The organism is Pseudomonas sp. S3_G06 (assembly GCF_054667565.1).
In genome coordinates this window covers 4216616-4231547 of record NZ_CP162738.1, presented here as the reverse complement: position 1 = coordinate 4231547, position 14932 = coordinate 4216616, and the positions used below count along the sequence as shown (strand labels likewise).

Sequence of the window (14932 nt, the reverse complement as noted above, 5' to 3'; positions counted from 1 at the left end):
TTACTTTCTTTTTATCCCGGCTTTTTTTGGTATGCCGGTTATTGGTTTAGAACTCGTTCACACATCGCAAACGTTTGCAAAAGGCCGGATTGGCGAATTTCGGCAAAGCGCTTGCGTGAGGGGAGTAGACGGCTCCCCTCAGCATTGCGGCTAATCGGTTGGTTTAATCGATACTGACACCCGAGAACACGTTGCGGCCGAACGGGCTGACTTTAAACCCTTCGACCCGGGTGCTTAACGGCTGGTTGACCGTCGAGTGGGCGACAGGCGTGATCGGCACTTGCTGTTTAAGCAATTGCTGGGCCTGTTTATAAAGCACGGTGCGCTGGTCGCGGTCGGTGACGACCTTGGCCTGTTTGATCAGCTTGTCGTAAGCCGGATCGCACCACATGGAATAGTTGTTGCCGCCGATGGCGTCGCAGCTGTACAGCGTGCCCAGCCAGTTGTCCGGGTCCCCGTTGTCACCGGTCCAGCCGATCAGGCTGACGTCGTGCTCGCCGTTCTTGGTGCGCTTGATGTACTCGCCCCATTCGTAGCTGACGATCTTCACTTTCAGACCGATCTTGGCCCAGTCGGACTGGAGCATTTCGGCCATCAGCTTGGCGTTCGGGTTGTAGGGGCGCTGCACTGGCATCGCCCACAGGGTGATCTCGGTGCCTTCTTTCACGCCGGCGGCCTTGAGCAGTTCCTTGGCTTTTTCCGGGTTGTAGGCGGCGTCCTTGATGGTGTCGTCGTAGGACCATTGGGTCGGTGGCATGGCGTTGACGGCCAGTTGGCCGGCGCCTTGATAAACAGCGTTGAGAATTCCCTGTTTATTCACCGCCATGTCCAGCGCCTGACGCACTTCCAGTTGATCGAACGGCTTGTGGCGGACGTTGTAAGCGATGTAGCCGAGGTTGAAGCCCGGCTTGGAAATCAGTTGCAGTTTCGGGTCGGCCTTCAGCGCTTCAACATCGGCAGGGCGCGGGTGCAGGGTGATCTGGCACTCGTTGGCCTTGAGCTTCTGCACGCGTACCGAAGCGTCGGTATTGATCGCGAAAATCAGGTTCTTCAGCTTGACCCGGCTCGGATCCCAGTACTGCGGGTTGCCGGTATAGCGGATGTTCGAGTCTTTCTGGTAGCTCTTGAATACGAACGGCCCGGTGCCGATCGGCTTCTGGTTGATGTCGCTCGGCTTGCCGTCGGCCAGCAGCTTGTCGGCGTATTCGGCAGACAGAATCGAAGCGAAGCTCATCGCGATGTTTTGGATGAACGCGGCATCGACGCTGTTGAGCGTGAACTCCACGGTCAGCGGCCCGGTCTTCTCGACCTTGGCGATGTTCTTGTTCAAGCTCATCCCGTTGAAGTACGGAAACTCGGTGGGATAGGCCTTACGGAACGGCTGTTGCGCATCGAGCATGCGAGTGAACGTGAACACGACATCGTCAGCGTTGAAATCGCGGCTCGGCTTGAAGTAAGGGGTTGTATGAAATTTCACGCCTTCACGCAGGTGAAAGGTGTATTTCAGGCCATCTTCGGAAATGTCCCACTTGGTCGCCAGACCCGGTACGACATTGGTCGCGCCTTTTTCAAACTCGACGAGGCGGTTGTACAGCGGCTCGGCGGCGTCGTTGTCGGTGGCCGTCGTGTATTGCGCGGTATCGAAACCCGCCGGGCTGCCTTCCGAGCAAAACACCAGGCTGTCGCTGGCGGCGTAGCTTGCAGACGTGGCGGCCAACAGGCCGGCGCCCAACAGTGCGGAAAAAATCAAGGTATGGCGCATGACGCTCCCTCTTTTTAGTGTTGTGCAATGCGTCAGGGTCCCTATCCCGGGACTTTCTGGTCGCATTGAGCTCAATCCAATACGTACGGCAAAACCGGTGGCCCACGCAGACACTGGTCAGTACGCGACGGTAGGCACCGTGCCTCTGGCAGTAAATACGTAATTGCCTTAATGCTCGTAGGAAAAGTCGACGCGCCTATACCGAAGCAATCATCTGCGGCGGATTTGGGTGTAGGCCTTTTCCTTTTTTCCCGGTAGATAAAGCAACGGCGACGTCAGAAACGCCGCCGTTGCAATGTCTTACTTGCTGACGCTGACGCCGTAGAAGGAATTCAGGCCAAATGGGCTGATCTTGAAATCCTGCACGTTGGCGCGCATGGGTTGATACACCGTCGAGTGAGCGATAGGTGTCATTGGAACTGCATCTTTGAGGACGTGTTGCGCCTGTTTGTACAGCTCGGTGCGCTTGCCCTGGTCAGTAGTGCGTTTGGCTTCTTTCACCAGGCCGTCGAACTTCTTGTCGCACCACTTGGAGAAGTTGTTGCCGCTCAGCGAGTCGCAGCCGAACAGAACGTTGAGCCAGTTGTCCGGATCACCATTGTCACCGCTCCAGCCAATGATCATGGCCTGGTTCTCGCCACCTTTGGAACGCTTGATGTACTCGCCCCACTCGTAGCTGGTGATCTTCACTTTCAAGCCGATCTTGGCCCAGTCGGACTGGAGCATTTCAGCCATCAGTTTGGCGTTCGGGTTGTACGGACGCTGCACCGGCATCGCCCACAGGACGATCTCGGTACCTTCCTTGACGCCGGCTTCCTTGAGCAGCTGTTTGGCTTTCTCAGGATCGTACTTGGCATCCTTGATGGTGGTGTCGTAGGACCACTGGGTCGGCGGCATGGCGTTGACGGCCAGTTGGCCCGCGCCCTGGTAAACCGAATCGATGATCTGCGGCTTGTTCACGGCCATGTCCAGCGCCTGACGCACGCGCAGGTCAGCCAGCGGGTTGGCCTCGTTGCTGCCCTTGACCTTGTCCATCACGTTGTAAGCGATATAGCCCAGGTTGAAGCCAGCCTGATCCGGCATCTTCAGCGACTTGTCTTCTTTCAGCGCTTTCAGATCGGCCGGACGCGGGAACAGGGTGACCTGGCACTCGTTCTTTTTCAGCTTCTGGATACGCACCGACGGGTCGGTGGTGATGGCGAAGATCAGGTTGTCGATCTTCACGTCTTCAGGTTTCCAGTAATCCTTGTTGCCGGTGTAACGGATGTTCGAGTCTTTCTGATAGCTCTTGAACACGAACGGGCCGGTGCCGATCGGCTTCTGGTTGATGTCGGCGGCTTTGCCATCCTTGAGCAGTTGGGCCGCGTATTCGGCGGACTGCACGGACGCGAAGCTCATGGCCATGTTCTGGATGAACGCGGCATCGACTTCTTTCAGAGTGAACTTGACGGTGTGGTCGTCGACTTTATCGATCTTGGTGATGTTGGTGTCCATCCCCATGTCGGTGAAGTACGGGAATTCGGTCGGGTAGGCCTTACGGAACGGGTCGTCCTTGTTGATCATGCGGTTGAACGTAAACAGCACGTCGTCGGCGTTGAATTCACGAGTCGGCTTGAAATACGGGGTGGTGTGGAACTTGACGCCTTCACGCAGGTGGAAGGTGTAAGTCAGGCCATCGTCGGAAATGTCCCACTTGGTCGCCAGACCAGGAATCACGGCGGTGCCGCCGCGCTCGAACTGGGTCAGGCGGTTGAACATGGTTTCGGCTGAGGCGTCGAAGTCGGTTCCGGTGGTGTACTGGCCTGGATCAAAACCGGCCGGGCTCCCTTCGGAGCAGAACACCAGGTTAGTCGCAGCGGTGGCGAAAGGTGCGGAGGCTAACAAGCCTGCGCCGACTAGAAACGGAATGACCGCGTGTTTAAGCATGTTGGCCTCATGATTTGTTGTCATTTTTTAGTTGTGAGGTACGACCTCGTGAGTCGTGCCTGCGGATACTTATGCAGGCCCCATACCCAATGCAAGATCCAGAGCGGTCGGCGGCGTTAAACGGTGGCACGAACGTACCTTAATGTCGCATCCGTATAACTTTTGACGCATTTGACCGTTTGCGGGTGGTTTTTGCGGTGCATTTGCGGCACTGAAATGGTGCGCCGGTCTCGTTCTGTGCGCTTGGGTGGGGCTTGGTGTTACTTATTTATACCCTTGGGGATGGGCAGGGTTGAGGGGTTTTTGGGGTGGGCTTGGGTGGGGTGGATTGGGGCAGGGATTGGGGAGTTTTACTTGGTGCAACTGGGGTGTTTCGATTGGTGGCACCTTGGCGGCCTTAGGGCCGACCAGGGTGTTGGTTGGTTTGGGTGAATATCCGTTTCTTCGGGTGTTGCTGATTACGGTTCCGCCCTTACGGCGGGTCACCTTTTTCAAACGCCAAAAAGGTAACCCAAAAGGCTTGCTCCTACGTTCGGCCCTCGCAGGCTCGGGTTCCTTCGCTCCGGGATCGATCCGGGCGCAGCGGCTACGGTTTGCTTCGCTGCACCTCCTTCCGCTGTGTTCGACTTCGTCGAACGGTCGCTGCGCTCCCACACCCGGATCAATCCCTCCACTCAGCCTTCCGACGTCGCCGGTGGATCAAGATCAAAAGCGGTACTCGAGCTTGCGCTCATTGTGTAGGAGCTGCCGAAGGCTGCGATCTTTTGCTTTTGCTTTTCTGTGTGCGAGCCTGCTCGCGAAGGCGGCCTGACAGCCGACCTGTTTCTTGAGGTTGTGCTCGATCCAATTGTAGGAGTGAGCCTGCTCGCGATGAGGCACGTCCAGGGCTCCCGAGGGCTTGAGTTTGTTTAATTCCGATGCCAAATAACCCGAACCTTCCCACAAGGTTTTCAGGTTGTCCGTCGGACGTGCGCTCTCTAGGCTTGGGTCGTCGCTGGTTGTTCAGCGATCGGGTGTGAGAACCCGACATTCATAGTCATTCAGTGCCCAGATCCGCATAATTGCCGCCAGCAAGTTTGCTGCCTGCAAGTGCGTTATGGCGGCTCTGTGCGGGCGGGCTTATGTCCGGCCGGGTGCCTATGACCGGTTTTCTCACCCCGCACAAAGCTGCCACCTCTTCGCCGTGTGAGAAACGGCATCGAGATGGCTCAACCTCATAGGTGAAGCGCATGAGCAAACCAGTCCCCGACCCACCCGAAGAAACCACTACCCCCCTCGAAGCCGCGCTGCGCGCCGACGATCTCGCGAAGAACCGCGAAGCCATCAAGCGTGCCCTCGATTTCTATCTCTGCCCGCCACCCGGCAAACCCCATCCGCCCAGCACGATGTTTCTGGTCCAGCCCGACATCGACACTGAAAGCCTGCTGGCTCACGCCTGTGAATCCCTCGCTTCAGCCAACACCCTGGCCAGCGATTTCGCTGATCAGCTGGGGCGACCGCAGCGCAATACGGCGCTGGCGATTCAGCAGATCATCATGCTGGCGGAGCTGGCGGTGAATCGGGCGCTGGATCGGGTTGATCCGCGTACGTAATCAGTCAGGGCCACCGCGTTATCGTTTTTCGCGGGCAAGCCCGCTCCCACAGGGTTATTTGCGATTTTCAAGACACAACAAAACCTGTGGGAGCTGGCTTGCCAGCGATAGCGGTGGATCATTCACTACAAAACCCAGGCACAAAAAAACCGGCAACCATTTACTGATTGCCGGTCTTTCATTCAGCCAGGCTCAAATCACTGCATCAACACTTCAATCGAGCCATCAGCGGTCATGCTGACCTGGCTGGTGCCTGCTTCGACTTCCGGGGTGACTGGTGCGGAATCCATGGCTGCGGCTTTCATCATCATGGGCGCGCGCAGGTACGGTTGTGGGTATCCGTTGCTGTTGAGGTTCAGGTTGACGATTTTATAACCCTTGCCGCCCAGGGCGTCGGTGGCCAGTTGGGCGCGGGTCTTGAAGGCGGTGACCGCTTCTTTGAGCAACTGGTCTTCGCTGGCCTTGCGGGTCGGGTCGGCGATGGCGAAGTCCATGCCGCCCATTTTCAGGTCGGTCAATAGCTCGCCGGTGAGTTTGGACAGGGCGGCGAAGTCGGTGCTTTCCAGGCGCAGTTCGGCGCGTTCGCGCCAGCCGGTGATCTTCTGGCCTTTGGTGTCGTAGATCGGATAGCTGTTGCGGCTGCCCGTGCGCAGGGTGATGTCTTTGACTTGTTTGGCCTGGGCGGTGGCCATGTTCATGGTAGTGCTGATGGCGGCGGCGAGTTTGGCCGGGTCGGTGTTCTGCTCTTCGGTGTAGAGCGTCACGATCATCTGGTCGCGGGCCACTTCCTGGCTGACTTCGGCGCGCAGGGAAATCTGGTTGTAGTGCAGCTCATCGGCGGCCAGCGCCGGGAGGCTGGCGACGCTGCCGACGGTCAGAGCGAGGAGGGCGGCGCTGCGGCGAAATGTGTGCATGAAGGCTCCTTGAATGAGGCGCAGGTGATGGGTCGCGGCCTGCGTGAACCATCAGACTCTAACTTCTATGATCCGGTTCGCCCAGTTACAACTTCTATACAGATGCACTGCGCGCAGTGGAGTGCTTCTGTGGCGAGGGGATTTATCCCCGTTCGGCTGCGCAGCAGTCGCAAATACGGCTGATGCGGTATGTCTGGTTAAATGAGGTCGCATGATTTGGGGGCGGCTCCGCCACCCAGCGGGGATAAATCCCCTCGCCACAATTGATCGCCAATAGCCCTCGGAATCTTCTTCAACTCAGATGAATTCTCCATCGTCGCCATGTGGTCGTTTGCCGCACTTTCGCCTCTGAACCCCGCGCGTTGGTTATACTCCGTGCGATCCGCCTGGAGCGCTCATCAGGAGAGCTCATGCTCGCCCCCGTACAACTGACTTCCGCCACTCGCCAGAACCTCTGGCGGCTGACTTTCATCCGCACCCTGGTGCTCGCCGCGCAGGCCGGGTCCGTGGGCCTGGCCTACTGGCTGCAATTGTTGCCTTTGCCGTGGGTGCAATTGGCGATGACCCTGGGCTGTTCGATTCTGCTCTGCGTGTTCACTGCCGTGCGCCTGCGCACATCGTGGCCGGTGACCGAGCTTGAGTACGCGCTGCAACTGGCCTGCGATCTGGTGATTCACAGTGCGCTGCTGTATTTCTCCGGCGGTTCGACCAACCCCTTCGTTTCTTATTATCTGGTGCCGCTGACCATTGCGGCGGTGACGTTGCCGTGGCGTTATTCGGTGATTCTGTCGGGCATCGCGCTGGCGCTGTACACGCTGATGCTGACGCGTTTCTATCCGCTGGAAACCCTGCCGGTCGCCCGTGAGAATCTGCAGATTTACGGCATGTGGCTGAGCTTTGCCCTGGCTGCTGCGGTGATCACCTTCTTCGCCGCGCGGATGGCTGAAGAGTTGCGCCGGCAGGAAGAGTTGCGCGCGATTCGCCGGGAGGAGGGGCTGCGTGATCAGCAGTTGCTCGCCGTCGCGACCCAGGCCGCCGGTGCTGCGCATGAATTGGGCACACCGCTGGCGACCATGAGCGTGCTGCTCAAGGAAATGCAGCAGGATCACCCCGATGCGTTGCTGCAGGACGATCTGAAAGTGCTGCAGGATCAGGTCAAGCTGTGCAAGGAAACCTTGCAGCAACTGGTCCGCGCCGCCGAGGCCAACCGGCGTCTGGCGGTGGAGATGCAGGACGTCACCGACTGGCTCGACGAGGCGTTGAACCGTTGGCACCTGATGCGCCCGGAAGCCAGTTACCGCTTCCAGCGTCTCGGCCAGGGTGCTGTGCCGCGCATGGCGCCGCCGCCGGATCTGACCCAGGCTTTGCTGAATCTGCTCAATAACGCCGCTGACGCCTGCCCGGAAAATCTCCAGGTGACGCTGGACTGGGACGCAGAGACTTTGACGATCAGCATTCGCGATCACGGCGCCGGTGTGCCGCTGGCCATCGCCGAGCAGATCGGCAAACCGTTTTTTACAACCAAGGGCAAAGGTTTCGGCCTGGGCCTGTTTTTGAGCAAGGCCAGCGTGACACGCGCCGGCGGCTCAGTGAAACTCTATAGTCATGAGGAAGGCGGCACGCTCACCGAGCTGCGCCTGCCCCACGGCGCCCGAGGAGACCAACATGAGTGACGAAATCCAAGTCGAAGGCGAAGAACTGCCGCATCTGCTGCTGGTCGACGACGACGCGACCTTCACCCGCGTCATGGCCCGCGCCATGGCCCGCCGCGGCTTTCGCGTCAGCACCGCCGGTTCCGCTGAAGAAGGCCTGACCATCGCCCAGGCCGATCTGCCTGATTACGCAGCGCTGGACCTGAAAATGGACGGTGATTCCGGTCTGGTTCTGCTGCCCAAGCTGCTGGAACTCGATCCGGAAATGCGCGTGGTGATCCTCACCGGTTATTCGAGCATTGCCACGGCGGTGGAGGCGATCAAGCGTGGCGCCTGCAACTACCTGTGCAAGCCCGCCGATGCCGACGACGTGCTGGCCGCGCTCCTGTCCGAGCACGCCGACCTCGACAGTCTGGTGCCGGAAAACCCGATGTCGGTCGATCGTCTGCAATGGGAGCACATCCAGCGCGTGCTCACCGAGCACGAAGGCAATATTTCCGCCACGGCCCGCGCGCTGGGCATGCACCGCCGCACCTTGCAGCGCAAATTGCAGAAGCGTCCGGTTCGTCGCTGAACCTGCGCTGAACGACTATCGCCAGCCCTCGCGATAAATCGCGCCGATCATCTATGATCGGCGCGTGTCCGTTCTTTTTACTATCGAGCCTTATCCATGAATCAGAACGCTGAATATTCCGCGGTCAACGATGCTGTGCGCGGGCAGTTTTTTCGCAAAGTCTGGGCGATGACCACGCCTTACTGGCGCAGCGAAGAGAAGGGCAAGGCCTGGACGTTGCTGATTGCCGTAATTGCGCTGACGCTGTTCAGCGTAGCGATCTCGGTGTGGATCAACAGTTGGTACAAGGATTTCTACAACGCTTTGCAGAGAAAGGATGAAGCCGCGTTCTGGCAGTTGATCCTGTATTTCTGCGGCATCGCGACGGTGGCGATTCTCGGCGCGGTGTATCGCTTGTATCTGACGCAGATGCTGACGATCCGCTGGCGGGCGTGGCTGACCGAAAAACACTTCAAGCGCTGGCTAGACCACAAGAATTACTATCAGCTGGAGCAGGGCGGTTATACCGATAACCCCGACCAGCGGATTTCCGAAGACCTCAACACTTACACTGCCAACACCCTGAGCCTGGGCCTCGGGCTGCTGCGCACGATTGTCAGTCTGGTGTCGTTCTCGATCATTTTGTGGGGCGTGTCGGGCAGTATCGAAGTGTTCGGCATCGAGATTCCCGGCTACATGTTCTGGTGCGCGCTGTTGTATGCAGCGGTGGGCAGTTGGCTGACGCATTTGATCGGTCGCCGTCTGATCGGTCTGAACAACAAGCAACAACGCTTCGAAGCAGACTTGCGTTTTTCCATGGTGCGCGTGCGTGAGAACGCGGAAAGCATCGCCTTGTACAACGGCGAACCGAATGAGAACCGCCGCCTGAGCAACCGCTTCGGGCTGGTCTGGCACAATTTCTGGGACATCATGCGCGTGTCCAAGCGCCTGACGTTCTTCACCTCCGGTTACGGTCAGATCGCAATTATTTTCCCGTTTGTCGTCGCCGCGCCGCGCTATCTGTCCGGCAAGATCGAACTGGGCGAGCTAATGCAAATCAACTCGGCGTTCGGCAACGTGCAGGAGAATTTCAGCTGGTTCATCACTGCCTACTCGGATCTCGCCGCGTGGCGCGCCACCTGTGATCGTCTGCTGAGTTTCCGTCAGGCCATGAGCGACAACGAACAACGCACCCCGGCCATCGACGTGCAGAATCAGGGCAGTGAGTTGCAGGTGCACAACCTCGGCCTGGATCTGGCCGATGGTCGTCATTTGCTGACCAGCGCCGACCTGACCGTAGAAGCAGGCGAGCGAGTGATGCTCAGCGGCCGTTCCGGCAGCGGCAAGTCGACACTGCTGCGGGCGATGGGACATTTGTGGCCGGCGGGGCACGGCAATATTCGGTTGCCGGCGGCGCGTTATCTGTTCTTGCCGCAGAAGCCTTATCTGCCGATCGGAACATTGCGTGAAGCGCTGAGTTATCCACAGCCGGGCGATACCTACGCGCCGGAGCGTTATGCACAGGTGCTGGAAACCTGTCGCTTGCCACATTTGGTCGGGCGGCTGGATGAAGCCAATCACTGGCAGCGCATGCTTTCACCGGGCGAGCAACAACGCCTGGCCTTCGCCCGCGCGCTCCTTTACGCACCGCAATGGCTGTACATGGACGAGGCTACATCGGCGATGGATGAAGAAGACGAGGCGACGTTGTATCAGGCGTTGATCGACGAGATTCCGGGTCTGAGCATCGTCAGCGTCGGTCACCGAAGCAGTTTGAAACGATTCCATCCACGGCATGTGCGGATCGACAGCGGGCATTTGGTGGAGCAACCCGTGACTGCCTGACCCCACGGATCCCTTGTAGGAGCTGCCGAAGGCTGCGATCTTTTGGTTTTTAAGATCAAGATTAAAAGATCGCAGCCTTCGGCAGCTCCTACATGGAGGTCGTGTTGACGGTGATCGTACAACTCGCTTGAGCTATGATGGCGCCAAGCCGAACTTTCGAGACAAGATGCAGACCATGGAAAAGCTGATCGACACCCCGCGCCTCCCCCGCAAGCGCCGCAGCCTCGCCCAGGAATTGGTGACGGTGTTGAGCGAGCAGATCCGTGATGGCCTGCTCAAGCGTGGCGACAAGTTGCCCACCGAGTCGGCGATCATGGAAGCCCATGGCGTCAGCCGCACCGTGGTCCGCGAGGCGATTTCCCGTCTGCAGGCCGCCGGTCAGGTGGAAACCCGCCACGGCATCGGCACTTTCGTCCTCGACACGCCGAGCCCGAGCGGTTTCCGTATCGATCCGGCCACCGTGGTCACCCTGCGTGACGTGCTGGCGATCCTCGAATTGCGCATCAGCCTCGAAGTCGAATCCGCTGGCCTCGCCGCGCAACGCCGCAGCCCCGAACAACTGGCAACCATGCGCGCCGCCCTCGATGCCTTGAACGAAAGCGCCTCCCATGCCAGCGATGCGGTGTCGTCGGACTTCGCTTTCCACCTGGAAATCGCCCTGTCCACCGGTAACCGCTATTTCACCGACATCATGACCCACCTGGGCACCAGCATCATTCCGCGTACGCGGCTGAACTCGGCGCGTTTGGCTCATGATGATCAACAGCACTACATGGGCCGTCTGAGCCGTGAGCACGAAGAAATCTACGACGCGATCGCCCGCCAGGATTCCGATGCCGCGCGTGCGGCAATGCGGTTGCACCTGACGAACAGCCGCGAAAGACTGCGCCAGGCCCATGAAGAGGCGCAGGCGCAGGGATGAAGTAGTATCAGTGTTTGAGCTCAATTTTCAGTGGCTCTGATACCAGTGCGTTGCCGGAACGTTCGATGGAATATTTCAGTGTGGCGTCGGTCTCTGCACTGAGCATTTTTTCAAAAACTGCTTTCGGGATGTTGAATTCCAGCTGTGGGCGGAGCGGTGGTGAAGGCAGGGGCACCGAATTTGACCATTGCTCGGCGTCGTTTGAGTTACTCACTGTCAATGTGACTATGTCTCCTTGCGCCGCTGCTTCGGGCACAGGTACTAACCCATGAGCCGGGTCGATCAGGTTGTGCACGTAGAGGACGCCACCGAGTGCTTCTTTAAGTACAGGTGGAGGCAGAGTTTGAATTGCGTAGCGTTTATCGGTCATCTTCAAAATCCTTTTGGTTGTCGAAACGAGCCCTAGGCAGCTCACGCTTATTAATGTCTGGACTGCCAGAGCCTCGCACCTGTAAGAAATACCAGTCCCGACCAACGGTCAGCCCTCTAACGCCGTACCACTCACGCCTCAACCCGCAACCTCAACGCCCGCGAATACGGCTCCATACTCGATTCATCCCGAAACTTGTAGCGCAGCTCCACCTCGCGGTTCAGGTACGGTTGCAGCGCCTCTTTCGGCAGCTGCACCTCGATGTCGAACAGCTTTTCCATTTCATCCTCGGCGTCATCCCAGGCGCCAGTGTCCACTTCATCACCTTCCCATTCAGGCTCTTCTCCATCGCTGCCGAGAATCGCGTAGACGCTCCAGTTCGCTGCGAAATCGCTGGAGTCCGGGACCTGCACGGTGAGGATGTCCGGCAATTGCGAGAGCTGAAGCGTCACGCAATCGTCTTGCGCAGGGGCGGCGTGGGTCAGGGTGGGGGCAGCAAAATGCATCGACATAACGGCTTCCTTTGAGTGGTCCGCCACGATCCTTCGTGGCAGTCGACGTACTTTACGAGCCGCTGGTCCTCTCAGAATTAAACGAATCCAGACGAGATATTTCCGCGAGAAAATGCTTCAAGGACGGGCCTTCCAGCGATTTCCAGAAGCATAGACAGCGATTTTGTCGGACAAAAAAGCCCTGCCAACGATGAAATGCAGTTGACGGTTATTTTTTAAGTTGTACGATGACCTACAACTTCGGCGAAGGCTGAACGGTCCACTCACAATAAAACGTTGCTACCAGGGTGTTCGAATAATGAATCCACAAGAACTGAAGTCCATCCTCTCTGCCGGCCTGCTGTCTTTCCCGGTGACCGATTTCAACGCGCAGGGCGATTTCAACCGCGCGGGCTACATCAAACGCCTGGAATGGCTGGCTCCGTATGGCGCTTCGGCTCTGTTCGCCGCCGGCGGCACCGGTGAGTTCTTCTCCCTGGCCGCCAGCGAATACTCGGAAATCATCAAGACTGCCGTCGACACCTGCGCAACCAGCGTGCCGATCCTCGCCGGCGTCGGTGGTTCGACCCGCCAGGCCATCGAATACGCTCAGGAAGCCGAGCGTCTGGGCGCCAAAGGCCTGCTGCTGCTGCCGCACTACCTGACCGAAGCGAGCCAGGACGGTGTTGCCGCCCACGTTGAGGCCGTGTGCAAATCGGTGAAGATCGGCGTGGTCGTCTACAACCGCAACGTTTGCCGCCTCAACGCGCCGCTGCTGGAACGTCTGGCCGAGCGCTGCCCGAACCTGATCGGCTACAAGGATGGCCTGGGCGATATCGAGTTGATGGTGTCGATCCGTCGCCGCCTCGGTGATCGCTTCAGCTACCTGGGTGGTTTGCCGACCGCCGAAGTCTACGCCGCTGCCTACAAGGCGTTGGGCGTGCCGGTCTACTCCTCGGCGGTGTTCAACTTCATCCCGAAAACCGCGATGGACTTCTACCACGCGATCGCTCGCGAAGATCACGCCACCGTCGGCAAGATCATCGACGACTTCTTCCTGCCGTACCTGGACATCCGCAACCGCAAGGCCGGTTACGCCGTGAGCATCGTCAAGGCAGGTGCAAAAATCGCCGGCTATGACGCAGGTCCGGTGCGTGCGCCGCTGACCGACCTGACCGGCGAAGAGTACGAAATGCTCGCCGCGCTGATCGACAAGCAAGGCGCGCAATAAACGAGAAAAGCGAGGCCGCTGAGCAATCAGCGGCTTTTTGCGTGAAGGCTTTTAGAGTTGAGGGTTGCCCTGTGACAACTGCAAAACGCTACGACAACTACATCAATGGCGAATGGGTCGCCGGTGCCGATTACTCGGCCAACATCAACCCGTCCGAACTCAGCGACACCATCGGCGACTACGCCAAGGCTGACCTGACCCAAGTCAACGCCGCAATCGACGCTGCCCGCGCTGCGTTCCCGGCGTACTCCACTTCGGGCATTCAGGCCCGTCACGATTCGCTGGATAAAGTCGGCAGCGAGATCCTCGCCCGTCGCGAAGAGCTCGGCACGCTGTTGGCCCGTGAAGAGGGCAAGACCCTGCCGGAAGCGATCGGTGAAGTGACCCGCGCCGGCAATATTTTCAAGTTCTTCGCCGGTGAATGCCTGCGCCTGTCCGGTGACTACGTGCCGTCGGTACGCCCGGGCGTCAACGTCGAAGTCACCCGTGAAGCGCTGGGCGTGGTCGGTCTGATCACGCCGTGGAACTTCCCGATTGCGATCCCGGCGTGGAAAATTGCTCCGGCCCTGGCCTACGGCAACTGCGTCGTACTCAAGCCTGCCGATCTGGTGCCGGGCTGCGCCTGGGCGCTGGCGGAAATCATCTCCCGCGCGGGCTTCCCGGCCGGTGTGTTCAACCTGGTAATGGGCAGCGGTCGCGTGGTTGGCGAGGCGTTGGTCAACAGCCCGAAAGTCGACGGTATCAGCTTCACCGGTTCGGTGGGCGTGGGTCGTCAGATCGCCGTCAACTGCGTTTCGCGCCAGGCCAAGGTGCAGCTGGAAATGGGCGGCAAGAACCCGCAGATCATTCTCGACGACGCCGACCTCAAGCAAGCGGTCGAGCTGTCGGTGCAGAGCGCGTTCTACTCCACCGGCCAGCGCTGCACAGCGTCGAGCCGTCTGATCGTCACCGCTGGCATCCACGACAAGTTCGTTGAAGCGATGGCCGAGCGCATGAAGTCGATCAAGGTCGGCCACGCGCTGAAAGCCGGCACCGACATCGGTCCGGTGGTTTCCCAGGCGCAGCTTGAACAGGACATGAAGTACATCGACATCGGCCAGTCCGAAGGTGCACGTCTGGTCAGCGGCGGTGGTGTGGTGACCTGCGATACCGAAGGCTACTTCCTCGCACCAACCTTGTTTGCCGACAGTGAAGCGTCGATGCGCATCAGCCGCGAAGAAATTTTCGGCCCGGTGGCCAACATTGTTCGTGTCGCCGATTACGAAGCTGCGCTGGCAATGGCCAACGACACCGAATTCGGCTTGTCGGCCGGCATCGCCACCACCTCGCTGAAATACGCCAACCACTTCAAGCGCCACTCCCAGGCCGGGATGGTGATGGTCAACCTGCCGACCGCCGGTGTGGATTACCACGTACCGTTCGGCGGGCGTAAAGGCTCGTCCTACGGCTCCCGTGAGCAGGGCCGCTATGCACAAGAGTTCTACACCGTGGTGAAAACCGCCTACGTAGGCTCCTGATACACGCAATACCCCTGTAGGAGCTGCCGAAGGCTGCGATCTTTTGATCCTGTTTTTAAGACCAAGATCAAAAGATCGTCCGATCGCGGCCCGAGCCTTCGGCAGCTCCTACAGGGAATAAATGCAAGACCAAAGAAGCTTCACCCCGCATAAAAAT

At 58.9% G+C, this 14932-nt stretch carries 12 protein-coding genes; 7 read left to right on the top strand and 5 right to left on the bottom strand.

Annotation, left to right across the window (positions count from 1 at the left end; all coding sequences use genetic code 11):
• Positions 1-163: 163 nt before the first annotated feature.
• Both AB4N47_RS19035 and AB4N47_RS19030 read right to left on the bottom strand, forming a co-directional pair.
• Positions 164-1762: an ABC transporter substrate-binding protein gene (locus tag AB4N47_RS19035; protein WP_024011591.1), complete on the bottom strand. Its 1599-nt coding sequence runs from the start codon at positions 1760-1762 to the stop codon at positions 164-166.
• Positions 1763-2062: 300 nt separating this feature from the next.
• The gene (locus AB4N47_RS19030) at positions 2063-3688 is read right to left on the bottom strand and encodes an ABC transporter substrate-binding protein (protein WP_016771716.1); all 1626 of its coding nucleotides are present in this window, start codon (positions 3686-3688) and stop codon (positions 2063-2065) included.
• A gap of 1229 nt (positions 3689-4917) precedes the next feature.
• Here AB4N47_RS19030 and AB4N47_RS19025 point away from each other — a divergent pair.
• Complete coding sequence (locus tag AB4N47_RS19025; protein WP_160767833.1) at positions 4918-5280, top strand: DUF6124 family protein; 363 nt, start codon at positions 4918-4920, stop codon at positions 5278-5280.
• Positions 5281-5477: 197 nt separating this feature from the next.
• Here the strand turns inward: AB4N47_RS19025 and AB4N47_RS19020 are convergent, their stop codons facing one another.
• Entirely contained in the window at positions 5478-6194 is a 717-nt protein-coding gene (locus tag AB4N47_RS19020) for an SIMPL domain-containing protein (RefSeq protein WP_460154304.1), read from the bottom strand.
• 410 nt (positions 6195-6604) lie between these two features.
• On the opposite strand from AB4N47_RS19020, the gene AB4N47_RS19015 reads away from it, so the two are divergent.
• The 4 genes from AB4N47_RS19015 (at position 6605) to AB4N47_RS19000 (ending at position 11166) form a co-directional block, all read left to right on the top strand.
• On the top strand, positions 6605-7867 hold the full coding sequence (locus AB4N47_RS19015; RefSeq protein WP_016771713.1) for an ATP-binding protein: 1263 nt from the start codon (positions 6605-6607) through the stop codon (positions 7865-7867).
• Positions 7860-8420, top strand: a complete 561-nt coding sequence (locus tag AB4N47_RS19010) for a response regulator transcription factor (protein ID WP_003221630.1) — start codon at positions 7860-7862, stop codon at positions 8418-8420. The genes AB4N47_RS19015 and AB4N47_RS19010 overlap by 8 nt, the downstream gene beginning before the upstream one ends.
• A gap of 96 nt (positions 8421-8516) precedes the next feature.
• Positions 8517-10244: an ABC transporter ATP-binding protein/permease gene (locus AB4N47_RS19005; RefSeq protein WP_341639077.1), complete on the top strand. Its 1728-nt coding sequence runs from the start codon at positions 8517-8519 to the stop codon at positions 10242-10244.
• A gap of 175 nt (positions 10245-10419) precedes the next feature.
• Complete coding sequence (locus tag AB4N47_RS19000) at positions 10420-11166, top strand: FadR/GntR family transcriptional regulator (RefSeq protein ID WP_024011597.1); 747 nt, start codon at positions 10420-10422, stop codon at positions 11164-11166.
• Between the two features lie 7 nt (positions 11167-11173).
• Here AB4N47_RS19000 and AB4N47_RS18995 read toward each other — a convergent pair whose 3' ends face one another.
• Both AB4N47_RS18995 and AB4N47_RS18990 read right to left on the bottom strand, forming a co-directional pair.
• Positions 11174-11536 (bottom strand): hypothetical protein, encoded by a 363-nt coding sequence (locus AB4N47_RS18995; RefSeq protein WP_460154303.1) that lies wholly within the window; start codon positions 11534-11536, stop codon positions 11174-11176.
• Between the two features lie 131 nt (positions 11537-11667).
• Entirely contained in the window at positions 11668-12048 is a 381-nt protein-coding gene (locus tag AB4N47_RS18990; RefSeq protein ID WP_341639079.1) for a hypothetical protein, read from the bottom strand.
• Positions 12049-12346: 298 nt separating this feature from the next.
• On the opposite strand from AB4N47_RS18990, the gene kdgD reads away from it, so the two are divergent.
• A complete protein-coding gene (gene kdgD / locus AB4N47_RS18985) occupies positions 12347-13258 on the top strand; it encodes a 5-dehydro-4-deoxyglucarate dehydratase (protein ID WP_016771708.1) in 912 nt (303 codons plus the stop codon).
• A 71-nt stretch (positions 13259-13329) separates the two neighbouring features.
• Entirely contained in the window at positions 13330-14775 is a 1446-nt protein-coding gene (locus tag AB4N47_RS18980) for an aldehyde dehydrogenase family protein (RefSeq protein WP_137215508.1), read from the top strand.
• Positions 14776-14932 lie beyond the last annotated feature (157 nt).